The 14,217-nt window shown below is 68.2% G+C and carries 17 protein-coding genes; 7 read left to right on the plus strand and 10 right to left on the minus strand.

The genetic code is table 11. From position 1 onward, the window contains the following. Positions 1-312 (minus strand): MauE/DoxX family redox-associated membrane protein (locus KBX53_RS05995; protein ID WP_210858076.1); only part of this gene is annotated, 312 nt, incomplete at its 3' end. Positions 313-473: 161 nt separating this feature from the next. Next, entirely contained in the window at positions 474-671 is a 198-nt protein-coding gene (locus KBX53_RS06000; RefSeq protein ID WP_156057661.1) for a hypothetical protein, read from the minus strand. Between the two features lie 231 nt (positions 672-902). Between KBX53_RS06000 and KBX53_RS06005 the strand changes: the two genes are divergently transcribed. Together KBX53_RS06005 and KBX53_RS06010 are read left to right on the plus strand one after the other, a co-directional pair. Further along, positions 903-1,136: a hypothetical protein gene (locus KBX53_RS06005; RefSeq protein WP_156057664.1), complete on the plus strand. Its 234-nt coding sequence runs from the start codon at positions 903-905 to the stop codon at positions 1,134-1,136. 217 nt (positions 1,137-1,353) lie between these two features. Then, positions 1,354-2,130: an Ig domain-containing protein gene (locus tag KBX53_RS06010; protein ID WP_247675176.1), complete on the plus strand. Its 777-nt coding sequence runs from the start codon at positions 1,354-1,356 to the stop codon at positions 2,128-2,130. Between the two features lie 80 nt (positions 2,131-2,210). Here the strand turns inward: KBX53_RS06010 and KBX53_RS06015 are convergent, their stop codons facing one another. Beyond that, entirely contained in the window at positions 2,211-2,444 is a 234-nt protein-coding gene (locus KBX53_RS06015; protein ID WP_030333742.1) for a holin, read from the minus strand. An 86-nt stretch (positions 2,445-2,530) separates the two neighbouring features. Between KBX53_RS06015 and KBX53_RS06020 the strand changes: the two genes are divergently transcribed. Next, complete coding sequence (locus tag KBX53_RS06020) at positions 2,531-2,776, plus strand: hypothetical protein (protein WP_247675177.1); 246 nt, start codon at positions 2,531-2,533, stop codon at positions 2,774-2,776. Between the two features lie 62 nt (positions 2,777-2,838). Here KBX53_RS06020 and KBX53_RS06025 read toward each other — a convergent pair whose 3' ends face one another. The 5 genes from KBX53_RS06025 to KBX53_RS06045 form a co-directional block, all read right to left on the minus strand. Then, a complete protein-coding gene (locus KBX53_RS06025) occupies positions 2,839-3,378 on the minus strand; it encodes an ATP-binding protein (RefSeq protein WP_210858078.1) in 540 nt (179 codons plus the stop codon). 16 nt (positions 3,379-3,394) lie between these two features. Then, positions 3,395-4,306 carry a GNAT family N-acetyltransferase gene (locus KBX53_RS06030; protein ID WP_210858079.1) on the minus strand — a complete coding sequence of 304 codons (912 nt, stop codon included), beginning with the start codon at positions 4,304-4,306 and terminating at the stop codon, positions 3,395-3,397. Between the two features lie 74 nt (positions 4,307-4,380). Further along, positions 4,381-4,578, minus strand: coding sequence for a hypothetical protein (locus tag KBX53_RS06035; protein ID WP_030333752.1), 198 nt, complete (start codon positions 4,576-4,578; stop codon positions 4,381-4,383). A gap of 147 nt (positions 4,579-4,725) precedes the next feature. After that, a complete protein-coding gene (locus KBX53_RS06040; protein ID WP_210858080.1) occupies positions 4,726-6,600 on the minus strand; it encodes a hypothetical protein in 1,875 nt (624 codons plus the stop codon). An 82-nt stretch (positions 6,601-6,682) separates the two neighbouring features. Next, positions 6,683-7,366, minus strand: coding sequence for an SAM-dependent methyltransferase (locus tag KBX53_RS06045; protein WP_247675178.1), 684 nt, complete (start codon positions 7,364-7,366; stop codon positions 6,683-6,685). A 246-nt stretch (positions 7,367-7,612) separates the two neighbouring features. Here KBX53_RS06045 and KBX53_RS06050 point away from each other — a divergent pair, with 246 nt between their 5' ends. After that, a complete protein-coding gene (locus tag KBX53_RS06050; protein WP_210858081.1) occupies positions 7,613-8,794 on the plus strand; it encodes a cellulose binding domain-containing protein in 1,182 nt (393 codons plus the stop codon). A gap of 9 nt (positions 8,795-8,803) precedes the next feature. Next, a complete protein-coding gene (locus KBX53_RS06055; protein ID WP_309140717.1) occupies positions 8,804-9,940 on the plus strand; it encodes a glycosyl hydrolase 53 family protein in 1,137 nt (378 codons plus the stop codon). 126 nt (positions 9,941-10,066) lie between these two features. On the opposite strand, the gene KBX53_RS06060 is transcribed toward KBX53_RS06055, so the two are convergent. Together KBX53_RS06060 and KBX53_RS06065 are read right to left on the minus strand one after the other, a co-directional pair. Next, positions 10,067-11,359: a GAF domain-containing protein gene (locus tag KBX53_RS06060; RefSeq protein ID WP_210858082.1), complete on the minus strand. Its 1,293-nt coding sequence runs from the start codon at positions 11,357-11,359 to the stop codon at positions 10,067-10,069. 134 nt (positions 11,360-11,493) lie between these two features. After that, positions 11,494-11,937, minus strand: coding sequence for a MerR family transcriptional regulator (locus tag KBX53_RS06065; RefSeq protein WP_210858083.1), 444 nt, complete (start codon positions 11,935-11,937; stop codon positions 11,494-11,496). A gap of 56 nt (positions 11,938-11,993) precedes the next feature. On the opposite strand from KBX53_RS06065, the gene KBX53_RS06070 reads away from it, so the two are divergent. After that, positions 11,994-12,899, plus strand: coding sequence for an SDR family NAD(P)-dependent oxidoreductase (locus KBX53_RS06070; RefSeq protein WP_210858084.1), 906 nt, complete (start codon positions 11,994-11,996; stop codon positions 12,897-12,899). Positions 12,900-13,396: 497 nt separating this feature from the next. Then, positions 13,397-14,071, plus strand: coding sequence for a DUF4352 domain-containing protein (locus tag KBX53_RS06075; RefSeq protein WP_309140718.1), 675 nt, complete (start codon positions 13,397-13,399; stop codon positions 14,069-14,071). Positions 14,072-14,217: the final 146 nt, after the last annotated feature.

Genomic DNA, 14,217 nt, shown 5'->3' on the forward strand with positions numbered 1-14,217 from the left:
GCCGGTACTCGCGGTCCCCCGTCGCACCGCGATTCCCACGCCCACCGTGAAGATGCCCAGCAGCACCGCCGCACCGACCAGCGCAATGCGGGGGACGACACCCGTGGGCACCGCCAACGCCGCACACAGCGCGCCCTCCACCACCACCAGGACGATCGCGGCCGGACGGACCAGGCGCCTCGGCAGCAGTCCGACTCCGCGCAGGGAGGCGACGAACGCGGGGAACGCATCCCGTCCCCACACCTTGCTCACCGAGGACGCCAGGAATACCAGGCCGATCGCGCACCGCACGGTGATGGTCAGATAGTGCATCGGTGTTCCCCTCGCTTCGACTCGTTGACGCCCGGCCACCCCGGCCGAGGATCGACCACCCGATCCCGACGGGTTCCCCATCGGAGAATCGGCTTCGCGACCTCGGCCGGAGGCGGAAAGCCGCATGGTGACAGCGGTCAGTCGCCCTGCGGCCTCAGTTGTCAGCAGCCCTTGCAGTAGATCCACTCACCGGGCTGATCGATTTCCCCGACGGTGCAGGCGTCGCAGGGCAGCGCCCGTCCGCACCGGCTGATGCACTGCCAGCACGAAGGCCAGCTGCCACAGCCCGCCGACGCACTGATCTTGGGTACGAACATGGCCAGCAACCGGCCGCCCATGCCCTCGATGATTCCCCTCATCCGAGCCTCCCGAGATACCCGAGGAGCACCGTGCTTCCTCTGTGGAACACCCTGCCGACGCCTGGTGCAAGGCTGGTGCAAGCACCGTGGAAGAGGTGTGGAAGCACGGCCGGCGTGCGCTCGGCCTCGCTTGACACGACACGGGGCCAAGCGTTGACTCGCGGATATGGGACGGGCCTGCCGCAGCAGGTCGCAGGCATCTTTCTCGTCGCCGCAGCCCTCGTTGTGGGGGTGACCAGTCGTGTCGCGGCGAAGTCCTCAGGAACTCGTCTGCCTGTTCCGGCAGGCGCCGCAGGCATCGGTTATCTGGTGGCCCTGGCGGTAGTGGTGATCGGGTCCCTGATCGTTGCCCGGACCGTCATTCGTCCTGACGGACCGGATTGGCTCGCGTGGGTGCTCGCCGCTGTCGCTTTTGTGGTCACGCTCGGCGGGGCGTGGGTGACGAAGGCGAAGCGAGCGGCATAAGTTCGGGGTCCTACCTGAGCGACATCCGGGCGCCCTTCGGCGGGCAGGCGGACTGACCCGGCGCTATCAGCAGAACGACACCGAGACCGCACTGGCACTGATGGTCCCCGCCAGGGTGGTGCGCCGAAGGTCGGCAGATGCCCTCCCGGCCCGGGTCACGGGAGCGCCGAAGGATCGGCCATTGCCGACTCCGACGCCTCCGTGGCACCATTTATCGATGCGTGTCGAACTCTTGCGTCGCAGCAGGTCTCGTCTACTGCTGGCGATGGCAGCGGCTGCCGTGTCCACCGCATCCCTGGGCTTCGCCACGCCGGCATCCGCCGCGGCCTCTGACGGTCACTACTGCGGGTGGATCTCGCCGGACAGCCCACCAGGCAAGACTGACGCCAAGACCGTCAACTTCACCGGAACTGTCCAGTGCGACGGTCCGGTGCGTCGCGTCGACCTCACCGTGGAGTTGCTCTACCACGGGCTGGTCGGTGGCCCCGGCCAGACGGTGAACGGCCGTACCGAGGTGTGGCAGGACACCAACGTGACCCTGTTCGGTCTTGGCGTCACCAACCCGGGCACGCTCTGCGAGTCGGGCTACTACTCGGGTCGAGCGACCGCCACCGTCCAATTCCTTTCGGGAAGTCCGGAATACATCACCAGATCAGCAAACTCTCTGACGACATACCTGACGTGCCCGCCCCCGGATATTCCGATACCCCCGCCGAGCGGGGCGGTGACGGTCACCAACCCGGGCACCCAGAGCATGCTCAAGCTGGACTCCGTGGCGCTGCAGATGCAGGCCACCGGAGGGAGTGGGTCGTACGCCTGGTCGGCGACCGGCCTGCCTCCCGGGCTGGCCATCAATCCCTCGACCGGCCTGATCAGCGGCACGCTCAGCACCATCGGCACCTACAACGTCACGGTCACGGCCGACGGGGGCGGACAGGGCAGCACCACCTTCACCTGGAGTGTCCGAAAAGACTCCCCCTGCACGCGCTGCTGACCAGGACCTGCAAAACCCCCTCGGTGTCGGAATGGCGACGGACGGCCGCACCACGCGCGACCGTCCGCAGCTGCCGCGGGTCAGTGCTCGGCACCGACAAGGCTGGGCGAGTCGTCCTCTCCCGACACCTTCGCACTCACCAGTGAGGTGAGCACCGACAGCACCGCCGCGCCGGACGCGATGCCACCGGCCGCCGCCCAATCCGCCTGCCATGCGTTGAACACGACGTCAGCGCCCCAGTAGAGCAGCAGACCCTGCGCGGCGCTCTTCACCGCCCGCTCGGCGGTGGCCTTCCAGAACTTCGTGGTGAACATCGTGGTACCTCCAGGGGTAGGTTCATCGGACGGCCCATATCCCAAGAATGCCTGGTCAGAGGCTGTTACTGCTTGCCGCGCGCCCGGTGTACGGCGATAGCCTCATGCTCAAGGGCGGGTTCGCCGAGTACGCGATCGCCCCCGAGTCGGTCCTGGCCCGTAAGCCCGCCGCCCTGACGTTCGCCGAGGCGTCGGCGATCCCGCAGGCGGGCGCGATCGCACACCAGGGCACTGCGGGCGCAGGAGCCGGCAGCCGAGTCCTGATCAACGGCGCCGGCGGGGGATCCGGCGCGTTCGCGATTCAGCTGGCCAACGACTCGGCGCCCAGGTGAGCGGGGTCGACAACGCGGGACGCGCCCTCGGAAAGGTCGTCGTGAGCGTCACCTGACAGGCGTCAGGAGAGCGACGGCGGCCAGCGGTGTTCGCGCCACTCGTCCCATGTCGAGAATCCAGCCGGCGGATCGTCAAGAGGTTCACTGCCGTCGAGTTCTGCTCGCGTTGGGATCTCGATGGTGGAGGCCCACTCGGCGAGTTCGTCGTCGGACATCGGCCACGTCGTGTGTGGCGCTTCGGCTTGACGCCGATCACGTCGTCTCCGCTGCTCGGCCGGGGTGAGTTCGAAGTAGCGCATCTCCACCAGCGCGCCTCGGTCTGCTGCGGCCTGGCGGAGCGCGGTGCGCTCGTTCCGACTCCAGAGGCCGTAGTCGATCACGACGTTGTTGCCCAGTTCAAGCGCGCGCAGCCCGATCTGGATGAGCCGACCTTCGATCACGTCGCCCGCTGATGGCGGATTCTCGTGGCCGTAGAGAGCCTTCACCCATTCGTCCTTCGTGAGACGGAGCGCTGCCCGCTCGATCTCGATGCGCCGAGCGGCAGTGGTCTTCCCGGTGCAGGGGAGTCCCACAGTCAGGAACAGTGTTGGTCGCCTCATCATCACCCGCGTCCCGCCGTCAGCGGCGAATGACCAGGTTGGCCATGTCGACGACCGGTCGGTAGCCGAGCGCGGCGTAGATCTTGTTCGAGGTCGGGTTGGCCTGGTCGGTGAACAGGCAGACCCGCGTACCCTCGGCCTGGATTCGTCGGGAAACCTCGGCGACCGCGTTGCTGGCCCACCCCCGTCCGCGTTGGGTGGGCGGGGTGTACACCGGGCCCACCCGGGCCACTCCGAACGACGGCGGGTTGGCACCCGTCAGGTGCACCGGCTCTCCTGCGTCGTCGACCCAGAACCACAGCCGTCCGGCGTGGAGGCGGCGCACCATGTCCGCCCGGTCGGGCATCTCGTGGGCTCTGGTGTCGCGTGGTCGGCCAGCCTGTTCGTCGGCGTCGTCCATGAACGCGGCGAACCAGTCCGTGACCAGCTCCACATCGTCCTCGGTAGCGACCGTCAAGCCGCCCGGCACCGGTGGCGGCATCGTCAGCTCGCCGAGCTCGTGCAGTCGGGTGTGCTGGGTGATGTCGACTCGACCCCCGCCGAGCCGGGTCAGCTCGGCGGCGCACAGTTCCACGGCAGGCAGGGCCCCGTTGACAGCGAGTACCTCCTCCTCGCGCTCGTGCAACGCGTGGGCCAGCGCAACGGACGCCTCGTCGGGCATGGGCAGCAGAAACGGGGGGTGGGGGGCATACGGTGCCGTACGCATCCCGGCGCCGACCACGACGCCGGAGCTGTCGCTGACCACCAGCCACCAATTGCGGTCGGGCTGTGAGATGCCCTCGGCCCGCTGCGACAGCAGCCGGTGCGCGACGGTCGTCACGACCGTGCTGACGACCGGATCGGCGCTCAGGTAGTCATCCGCCACAGCCAGGAACTCGCCCGGATCGGTGCAGAACCGCAGGCGCAGCCCGGCCGTCGAGACAGCGCTCATCCGCCTACGCTAGCCACCGCCCCATTCTCCGCGCCTCCGAATTACCGGCTGCGGCCGGGACTGAGGAGGGTGACTCAGCTGCCGTCAACCGTGCCGTCGCTGAGCTGCGGAGGCTTGGGTAGCAGGATCGGGACCGTTGACAGGCCTTGGATCGCCATGGAGTAGTACGAGTCGAAGAGGTCGAACACCTCGTTGGCCTGGTCAAGGGTGAGGTCGTCGGCGCCGGTGCCGGCTGGCCAGTCGTGCGATGAGACGTGGTACTCGGAGTCCATGGACATCACCTGAACCGATCCGATCTGCCGGGGCGTACGGGGCTCACCTCAGTGAAAACGTACGCGGTGCCGTTCTGGTTCACAGACGGGTGCGTCGATGTATCGTGATCGCTCGATGTGGTGGGCCGAGTGTAACAGGGCTCCACCCTAGTGAAGGTGCTCTTTGGGGCCACCGAATCCGTCGGTTCTGCCCGATAGATGGATGAATTCCCACGTCCTCGCGAGGTACGCGTAACCGGTGGTGCTCGCGTTCAACAGGGCCAGCAACATCAGCGCGCTCCATGCCATCGACGTGATGCCCAGGATCTGCATATCGGCCGGGACTTTCCATTGCAGGAGGGGGAGTTCTGCCTTGTAAACCATGAACAGGCCGCTGGCGGCGATCGAACACAGCACAGTGGCCAGCAGGGAGATCCGCGCCGCGAGTGTTCCCTCAAGTAGACGTCGCGGTTGGCTGTCAAAGCCGAGCCAGGCTGCGGCGACGGCGGGAAAAACCAGAAGGAACGCCGGCACGTCGGTTCCCGGGTCGTGGTCGCGCGAGGTGACGAAGCCGATCAGCCAGATGAGGAGTGCCGCCGCTGTGGAAGCGATGAGCGCGCGGAAGACCGAACCCGGTGGCACCTCGTAGAAGCGGAACCGCACATCCGGGATGCGATCACCGTTGGGCAGTTTTTCTCTGGGCTCGGGAAAGAAGCGTGTGTAGAAGTGGGCGTAGCGTTGGCCGGCGCGTCGGCGGAAACGGTAGTAGGGCGGGGGCGTGGTCAGTTCCAGCAGCGGCCCCGACTTCTCCTGCGCGAAGCTCTGCTCAAGTCGTGACTGGCGATCGTTCCAGTGGGCGTTCAGGTATCCCACCAGTTCCTGCGCCTCCTGTACGCCGACGAACACCCCGTCCTGGCAGTCGATGATGAGGTGATAGCTCTGCGTGGTCCACGCGTTGTCCAACGATATGGAGAAGTCGACAGGTCGGGAGCCGAGCAGCAGACGTGCGCGCGCCTTCAACCAGCTCAGGATGCCCTCGGACAAGGGCGCAAGGGCGAGGGTGGGCGTCATCATCCGCTCGTACGAGACGACGAATCGACCATCCACGGGACAGGGCACGGCCGCCACGACCGCGTAGTGGGATGACAGCTTCTTGATCAGTTGCGCCGCCAGCTTCAGCGCTGCGGGGTTCGCGAGCTTCGTCCGGCCGTTCGCGTGTCCTGCCCGGTACAGCGCGTTGCTGCCCTCGCTGTCATCAGGCTCGTCGCTCGTGGTCGTGGCCCGGCGCATCACCGCCTGGAGAGCGGTCCGTTCCGCGTCGAGAGCGTCCGGGTGTCTGCCGTTGGAGATGTCCTCGCCGTAGGCGATGTCGAGGAGGGTCCGGAGCACTTTGGCGACGAGTTGCAGGTACTGCCGGTAGGAGAGCACCGGTACCGCGCTGCCGTCGGCGGCCAGGACCCGCAGGTTGTCCACCATTTCGCCCTTGCGGGGCACGAGTACGGGGAAGAGGATGACGGCCGGATGCTGGGTGGCGTCGGTGGCGTCGCTCCGCCCACCTTCGAAGCCCTCGTTGCCTGTTGTCGTGCGCTGGGCCGGAATTCCTGGCCTCGGAAGTGTCGCGGTATCAGCGGTGTTCAGCAGCCGTTGGACGTCCCGTGACGGCAACTGGGCGTCGATGGTGACCAACTGGGTCAGCGTCCGCTGGCCCGGATCGTATCGCTCGGTGAGCCGCTGACGAACGTGTGCGGGGTAGATGACGGCAGAGGCGAAAATGCGCGCCTGTGCGGGCCCGGCGTTGTCCGAGGTGTTGCTGATCTGCGCTTGGCCAGCGGTTCGCTGCAGGACGTTGACCTGGTATTCGGGTAGCCCCCATACCTTCGTGGATCGATGTGATGTCCGTTGCGGAAGAACGTAACGGCGTCGGGTGTGTATGACGAGGAGCAGACCGAGCGTCAACGCCGCCAGTGCCCGTAGCGCCCATCTCAGGTCGGCGCCCCATCTGTCCGGCGTGCCGACGATCACGAAGACAAACAACAGCGCCATGAGGATGCAGGTGACGAAAACGGAGAGGGCCGATGGCGGCGATACCACTTTTCGCTCTGCGGTGACACGGGCCGACGACGATTTACCCGCCGGCTCCTGCGCGGCCGGTGCCCAGCGACTCGTTGAAGACCCGTTCGACCTCGCGGGCCTTGCGGGAGCCCTCTGGGTCCCGGTCGCCCGGGTCGCGGAAGTGTGAGATCGCCACGTAGCTGCCGGAGGGCAGCGCGTCGATCAGCGCCGCTGCCACCGCCTTCGGGTCCTCGTCGTCACCGAGGTGGTGCAGGATCGCGAAGAGCAGCAACCCGATCGGCCGGTCGAAGTCGAGGAACCGGCGTGCGTCGGGGTGGTTGAGGATCGCCTGCGGTTCGCGGATGTCCGCCTGGATCACCGTCGCGGTGCCCTCCGCGGCGAGCAGGGCGCGCCCGTGCGTCAGGACGATGGGGTCGTTGTCCACATAGACCACCTGAGCCTTCGGGTTCTGCTCGGTGGCGACCTCGTGCACGTTGCCCTGAGTGGGCAGCCCGGAACCGATGTCGAGGAACTGGTCGATGCCCGCCTCGGTGACGAGGTAGCGGATCACTCGACGCAGGAAGGCCCTGTTCGCCTGGCCGGCGGCCGGCCCGTCCGGGGTGATCCGCAGGGCGTGCTCGGCGACCTTCCGGTCGGCCTCGAAGTTGTCCTTGCCGCCCAGGAAGAAGTCGTAGACCCGGGCCACGCTGGGAATGGTGGGGTCGATGCCGGCGGGTGCCGCCTTGTCGCGGGTCATAGGCGTCTCCATTCGATCGGGGTTGGCGCAGGCAGGGGTCTACGGATGGTGCCGGCGTTGCGGCGAGTGTAACGATCGGAACTGTTGAATTTTGCCCCACTGGTATCGCTCCCAGCCCAGCGAGGGGCTTGAATGGTGCCGACTCGGGAGGAAGGGTGCGGCGACCCTCCGGTGTGGACCGGGCCGCCGCCGACCGAGGCGTGAGATACGTTGGCGACCATCGATGTGTCACTGCATGGTCGGTGTATGACAGGCGTCTCCTGGTCCTCGCTGTTCTGCCGTCCCCGGCCGGTCCTGCTGGCCGCCGTCCTGCTGTCGACGGCGGTCCTCGGCACCGCCCTGAGCGCCGCGCCGGCGGCCGATGCCGCCACCGTCGCGCCCGCCGCCCATCCGGGAGTGGCCCCGGCAGCCGCTGCGGGCGCGGTGTCCGCCGCGACGCCGGCCGGAACCGCGCCGCCGGCGCCTGTCAGTACGCCGAGCACCACGCCCGTCCCGCCGAGCCCGCCCACGAACGTGACCGCCAGCGAGGTCCGGACCGGGGCGATCACCCTCACCTGGACGGCCGCCACGTCCGGCTGCTGCGGCATCGCCGGCTACGACATCGCGTATTCCCAGGAGTTTGGCGATATCGGCCTCAGCGCCACCGCCGGCGCGGTCACCACCACCACGATCACCGCCCACGTTGGGCCGGGCATGCAGTTCTCGATCCGCATGATGGCCCGGGACAGTCTCGGGCAACGCTCGAACTGGTCGGACGTGCTGACGGTGGTCACCCCGGTGACGGACACCGGCCCGGACACCACCCCGCCGAGCGCGCCGCAGAGCCTCACCGTCGGCGAGGTGACCGCCTCGACCGCCACGTTGTCCTGGTCACCGTCGACGGACAACGTCGGCGTGCTCGGATACAGCGTCTACCAATTCGACGGCTGGTTCACCTCCAGGCTGATCGCCACCGTGCCGGGTACGACGTACACGGCGTCGCTACCCACGTCGACGCCGACGCCGCTGCGCAACCTGTACTACGTGCGGGCCCGGGACGCGGTGGGCAACGTCTCGATCGCGTCCAACACGGTCGAGCTGCCCACGACGCCCACGACGCCGCCACCCGCCACCTGCCGGGTGACCTACCGCAACCAGTCCGAGTGGCCGGGCGGTTTCGTGGCCACCGCGACGGTCCACAACCTTGGCGCAGCACCGGTCGACGGCTGGACCGTGACCTTCAGCTACCCGGGGGACCAGCAGGTCACCTCGGGGTGGAACGCCACGATCGGCCAGACCGGCACCACCGTGACCGCCCGTAACGTCGACTGGAACCGGGTCCTCGCGCCGGACGGCTCGGCGACCTTCGGCATTCAGGGCCGGTGGGGGGTCAGCGACGCTCCGCCGACCGGTTTCTCGCTGAACGGCGCTCCCTGCACCGTGGGCTGAGGGAGTCTCGTGAACACCCGTCCGGTCACTCCCCACCGTCGCACCAGGGCCCTGGCCGCCGCTGTCACCGCCGGCGTCCTCGTCGCCGCCACGCTCGTCGGCGCGCCCGCACCCGCCTGGGCCGCGAACACGCTCACCATGAGGGGCGCCGACGTCTCCTCGCTTCAGCGCAGCCTGGATCTGGGGGCCACGTACTACGACGCCGGCGGGGTCGCCCGCGACCCGCTGGACATTCTGAGGTCCGTCGGCGTCAACTACGTCCGGCTGCGCGTCTGGAACAACCCGATCAGCGGCTACAACAACAAGAGCAGGGTGTTGACCCAGGCGAGAGCGGCCAGGGCGAAGGGCCTCAAGGTGCTCATCGACTTTCACTACTCGGACACCTGGGCCGACCCTGGTAAGCAGTACAAACCCGCCGCCTGGGCCACCCACAACCTGAGCCAGCTGCGTACCGACGTCTACGCCTTCACCTACGACGTCTGCGCCAGCCTCAGCGGGCAGGGCACCCCACCGGACAGCGTCCAGATCGGCAACGAGATCAACGTCGGGATGCTGTGGAACGAGGGCAAGGTCGTCAACAACGACTTCGCGCCGCTCGCCAGCCTGCTGAAACAGGGCTATTACGCCACGAAGGCGTGCGGCGGCGGCATCCCGGTGATGATCCATACCGCCAACGCCGACAGCAACGCCAACGCCAGATGGTTCTACGACGGCATCCGCGCCCAGGGTGTGCAGTGGGACATCACCGCCCAGTCGTACTACTGCATGTGGCACGGCAGCCTGGCGAACCTCTACAACAACATCGTCGACCTGCGTGGTCGCTACGGCAAGCCGGTGGTGATCGTGGAGACCGCGTACCCCTTCACCCGCAACAACGCGGACAGCGAGCCGAACGCCATCGGCGACGCGACCTGCGACGGCATCAGCGCGACCTGGTCCGGGCAAGCCCAGGAGTTCGACTGGGTGCAGAACACGGCGCGCAACGCGGGGGCCATCGGTGTCTTCTACTGGGAGCCGACCTGGTACGCCGTCCGCGGCAACGGCTGGGACCCGGCCAACATCAACGGCACCGGAAACCAGTGGGACAACATGGCCATCTTCAACTGGTCCGGCCAGGTGAACCCGGGCGTGCGCTGGACACCGTGACCCGGCCGGGTCGGACGTCCGGCGGCGGCTCCCGGCGTGTGCCACTGCCCCTCGGAGCGGCGGCCACGATCCGTCGCCGAACGTCCGCGATCAGGCGTCGGGGGAGGGTCAGCAGGTGCGGAACCGTCAGCGGTTGAGGTAGGCGGCCAGGCCGCCGAGTTCCTCACTGGCGATGAAGACCGACCGCACGTTGAGGATGGCCTCCTCGACGTGGGTGGGGCAGCCCCACGCCGCGTCGCCCCACGAATCGGCAATCTTGATCTCGGCCGGCGCGGTGCACCCGGCGGCGCCGCCGAGTTGGCAGTGCTCAGGGTGCGGCGCGGCGGCCTGCGCCGCCGCGGCGGCTCGCATCTGGGTGGCGAGTTCCGCGGCGGCGGCGGCACGCTGCTCAGCCTCGGCGCGGAGCTCCCGCTCCACGAGCACCACCCTGGCCAGCTCGTCATTGGCCGACCTGGCGTGTGCCTCGGCGGCGAGCTTCGCCTGCTCGATGTGGTGGCGTTCGATGGCCAGGGCTGCGGTGCCGGCGAAGAGCCGGGCAAGGGCGAGGTCGGTGTCCTGCGGGACGCGCGGGGTGCGGTGGTACATCGCGAAGGTGCCCAGCAGGCCGCCGTCGCGGGCCAGGATCGGCGTCGACCAGCAGGCCGCCAGTCCGGCCTGGTCGGCCAGGTCCCGGAAGTCGTCCCAGAACGGGTCGGTGGCGATGTCGGTGACGATGACCGGCGCCCGCCGGTGGGCGGCGGTGCCGCAGGAGCCGACACCTTCGCCGGTCGCGATGCCGTCGATGGCCTTGTTGTAGAAGTCGGGCAGGCTCGGCGCGGCACCGTGGCGCAGGTGTCGGGCGTCGGCGTCGGCGAGCAGGACGGAGACGAGCACCCCCGGTGCGAGGTTCTCGATGCAGCGGGCCATCCCGTCGAGCACCTCGGTCAGCGGTGCCTGGCGGGCGATCTGCTCCAGCAGGGCCCGGTGTTCGGCCATCAGCCGTTGGGCATGTCTGACCTGTGTGGTCTCCACACCGAGCACCCGAATCCCGGTGACGTTGCCGTCGGCGTCCCGGCGCGGCTCGTAGGTGAAGTCGAAGAACGCCTCCCGCACCTGCGGGCCGCTGCCCAGCATCACCTGGATGTCCCGACCGGTGTAGGGCTCACCCGAACGGAAGACCTGGTCCAGTAGCGCGATGAAGCCCTGATCGGCCAACTCGGGCATCAGTTCGGCGAGCGGGAGCCCGACGCGGGCGCGTTCTTCACCGATGGTGGCGAAGAACGCCGGGTTGGCCGTCTCCAGCAGGTGCTCGGGCCCCGTGAGCGACGCGAAGACGGCGATGGACTCCCCGAACAAACCCCGCAGGTCCTCCTCCGCTGCCTGCTCGGCAGCAGCCGGAGCCGCAGCGGCAGGAGACCGTTGGCCTGGCACTGCGGTCATCGTGTGGTCTCGCCTCTCGTCTGCGGCTGTCGCCGGTCCAGCGTACTCACGGGTCCGGCACTGAGGTCCTACCCACCAACCAGGCGTCGCAACCCGTCGCCCGAGCAGCCACGACACCCGGCACGCGGGGTTCGTCAGCCCGTCTGGTGCGAGGGCCCCGCCGTGGTGGGCCGGGGTTGCTGTTGCCACGGATCACCGCGGGCGCCGGCGGCGAGGTGTCGCTCGTAGCTGTCCACCTTGCCGTCGACGAGGTCGAGGCAGTCGCGCAGTCGCGTGAGCTGCTCGGTGATGTGGCGCCGGTGTTCACGGAGCAGTTCGAGCCGTTCGGCCTCGTTGCCGCTGCCCTCGCGAACGAGCTGGGCCAGGCGGCCGATGGTCGTGAGCGGCATCCCGGAGGCCCGGAACTTGACGCAGTTCGCCAGCCACTCGACGTCCCAGGCGCTGTAGACGCGCCTGCCGGACCTGTCACGCTGCACCTCGCTGGCCAACAGACCCGCACGCTCGTAGAGGCGCAGGGTGTGCACACTCAACCCGGTGCGCTGTGCCACCTGCCCGATGCTCAGCCCGCCATCCGCCATGGCACCGACCGTAGCCCGTTGACCTAGACCCCGGTCTAGCACCTAGCGTCCGCCTCATGACCCACACCACATTCGGCCCGCACAGTACGACCGACGACGTCCTCGCCGGAATCGACCTCACCGGCACTACCGCAGTCGTCACGGGCGGCTACTCCGGCCTCGGTCTCGCCACCACCCGCGCCCTCACCCGGGCCGGGGCCCGGGTCATCGTCCCCGCTCTTCGGCCGGAGGCGGCGCGCCAGGCACTCGCCGACACCGCCGGGGTCGAGGTCGACCGCCTCGATCTGGCCGATCTCACCTCCGTCCGCGCGTTCGCCGAACGGTTCCTCCGCAACCATCCCGCCCTCGACATCCTGGTCGCGAGCGCCGGCATCATGGCCTGTCCGGAGACACGCGTCGGCCCCGGCTGGGAAGCGCACTTCGCGGTCAACCACCTCGGCCACTATGCGCTGACGAACCTGCTGTGGCCCGCCCTCACCGCCGCCGACACGGCTCGGGTCGTCTCGGTCGCCTCCGGGCGGGACCCGGCGTGGCGTATCCGGTGGGACGACGTGCAGTTCGAGCGCCGCTACGACAAGTGGGAGGCGTACACCCAGTCGAAGCTCGCGAACATCCTGTTCGCCCGCCACCTCGACCTGCTCGGCAGGGCACACCGCGTCCGCGCCTTCTCCGTCAACCCCGGCTGGATCCGCACGCCCCTGCAACGGCACCTCGCGGCCGAGGAGATGGTCGCAGCCGGCTGGATCGACGCGGACGGGAACTCCGCGCCGGGCCTGTTCAAGACCGTCGAGCAGGGCGCTGCCACCCAGGTCTGGGCCGCCACGTCACCCCAGCTCGACGGGAACGGCGGCGACTACTGCGTGGACTGCCACCGCACCGACAGCGACCCGACGGACAGTGGCGAGGCAGCTCGACTCTGGGCGTTGTCAGCCGAGCTGACCGGCCTCGATCTCATCGCCTGAGCCGGAGTCGTGCGGCGAGGGCGGGCTCCTTCCCGGAAGGCTTGTCGAATCAGGCTTGTCCTGCAATTCAGTTCATGGAAATCCGCGTCTTGATCTATGTCTGCACCATCCACAATTGAGCGAAGTTGCTGGACATGGGACCGAATTGCGTCTCAAGGCCGATGCCGGGCGCCACATGAATTCACTTCAATTGCTGGATGTCTCAACGTCGGAGAGCCTCATGAACAAACAAGGTGCTTTCTTCAGCTAATCGGTTGGTGCGACGAGACAGCAGGGGGACGCCATCGGCAGTATCGCCATGGCACCTTGAACGCGCTGCTCCCATCCGGGCGCAACACCAGCACCTCGGGGAGACCTAAACCCCACAGACCAACCCCTACGAGCCTGCCCAACACCAGCCATCCTCGGGCGCTCAGCAGCCGGCACCGCCAACCGCTCAATTTGCTCAGGTACCCGCCGGCCAGTATCCGCCGCCGCCCGGGCAGAGTCCGGCGCCCGTGGCGCCGCCGTCCACGCGCAAGCGGTCGTGGCTGATCCCCACCCTCATCGGTGCGGCTGTCGTCGTGGTGCTCTGCTGCGGTGGTGGGCTCGTGATCGGCCTGACCGGCGATGACAAGAAGCCCGACGCGTCGGCCAGCACCGACATCCCCGCAGCTGGCAGCAGTGCCTCCGCACCGGCTGCGGCAGCGCCGAGCACGGTGCAGTCGGCACCCGCGTCGGCGAAGCCCGACCCGGTGACGACAACCGCCGCTCCCGACAAGCCCAAGACCTTCGGCACCGGTGACAAAGTGCGTGGCGGTGACTTCGAGTTCACCGTCAACAGCGTGAAGTGCGGGATTTCCCAGGTTGGCAGCGAGTTCCTGAACAAAAAGGCGCAGGGCACCTTCTGCCGGGCCAGCGTGACCGTCAAGAACGTCACCAAGAGCGCCCACACCTTCCACGCTGATGGCACCATCACCGCCCAGGACGGCTCCGGCCGGAAGTACGAGGTCGACGGCGAGGCAGCCATCTACGGCAACACCGACGGGCAGGGCTTCCTCGACAAAATCAACCCGGGCAACTCGGTGAAGGCAAACGTCTACTTCGACGTACCGAAGGGCACGAAGCTGAAGAGCATCACGTTCGATGCCGGCTTGTTCACTCTCGCCGAGGACGCTGTCGTCACTCTGTGACGGAGACGAACCAGCAAGGCGCCGGGCTCACGGATGTGGGCGTGCCTCGTCGTCATTAGACCAATCGATGGCGGCGAGGACGCTGATGCTCTCCAAGGCTGCGGATCGCCCGTCGTGGCGCCCAAGGCGGGCCGACGGGCGCTAGC

The sequence above is a fragment of the Micromonospora sp. M51 genome (genome assembly GCF_018070305.1).
Classification (GTDB): domain Bacteria; phylum Actinomycetota; class Actinomycetes; order Mycobacteriales; family Micromonosporaceae; genus Micromonospora; species Micromonospora parva.

Bases quoted from the DNA above. Each gene is read 5' to 3' on its own strand.
- KBX53_RS06000 (WP_156057661.1), bottom strand. From the start codon at position 671: ATGAGGGGAATCATCGAGGGCATGGGCGGCCGGTTGCTGGCCATGTTC.
- KBX53_RS06010 (WP_247675176.1), top strand. From the start codon at position 1,354: ATGCGTGTCGAACTCTTGCGTCGCAGCAGGTCTCGTCTACTGCTGGCG.
- KBX53_RS06015 (WP_030333742.1), bottom strand. From the start codon at position 2,444: ATGTTCACCACGAAGTTCTGGAAGGCCACCGCCGAGCGGGCGGTGAAG.
- KBX53_RS06025 (WP_210858078.1), bottom strand. From the start codon at position 3,378: ATGATGAGGCGACCAACACTGTTCCTGACTGTGGGACTCCCCTGCACC.
- KBX53_RS06030 (WP_210858079.1), bottom strand. From the start codon at position 4,306: ATGAGCGCTGTCTCGACGGCCGGGCTGCGCCTGCGGTTCTGCACCGAT.
- KBX53_RS06035 (WP_030333752.1), bottom strand. From the start codon at position 4,578: ATGGACTCCGAGTACCACGTCTCATCGCACGACTGGCCAGCCGGCACC.
- KBX53_RS06040 (WP_210858080.1), bottom strand. From the start codon at position 6,600: ATGGCGCTGTTGTTTGTCTTCGTGATCGTCGGCACGCCGGACAGATGG.
- KBX53_RS06045 (WP_247675178.1), bottom strand. From the start codon at position 7,366: ATGACCCGCGACAAGGCGGCACCCGCCGGCATCGACCCCACCATTCCC.
- KBX53_RS06050 (WP_210858081.1), top strand. From the start codon at position 7,613: ATGACAGGCGTCTCCTGGTCCTCGCTGTTCTGCCGTCCCCGGCCGGTC.
- KBX53_RS06060 (WP_210858082.1), bottom strand. From the start codon at position 11,359: ATGACCGCAGTGCCAGGCCAACGGTCTCCTGCCGCTGCGGCTCCGGCT.
- KBX53_RS06065 (WP_210858083.1), bottom strand. From the start codon at position 11,937: ATGGCGGATGGCGGGCTGAGCATCGGGCAGGTGGCACAGCGCACCGGG.
- KBX53_RS06070 (WP_210858084.1), top strand. From the start codon at position 11,994: ATGACCCACACCACATTCGGCCCGCACAGTACGACCGACGACGTCCTC.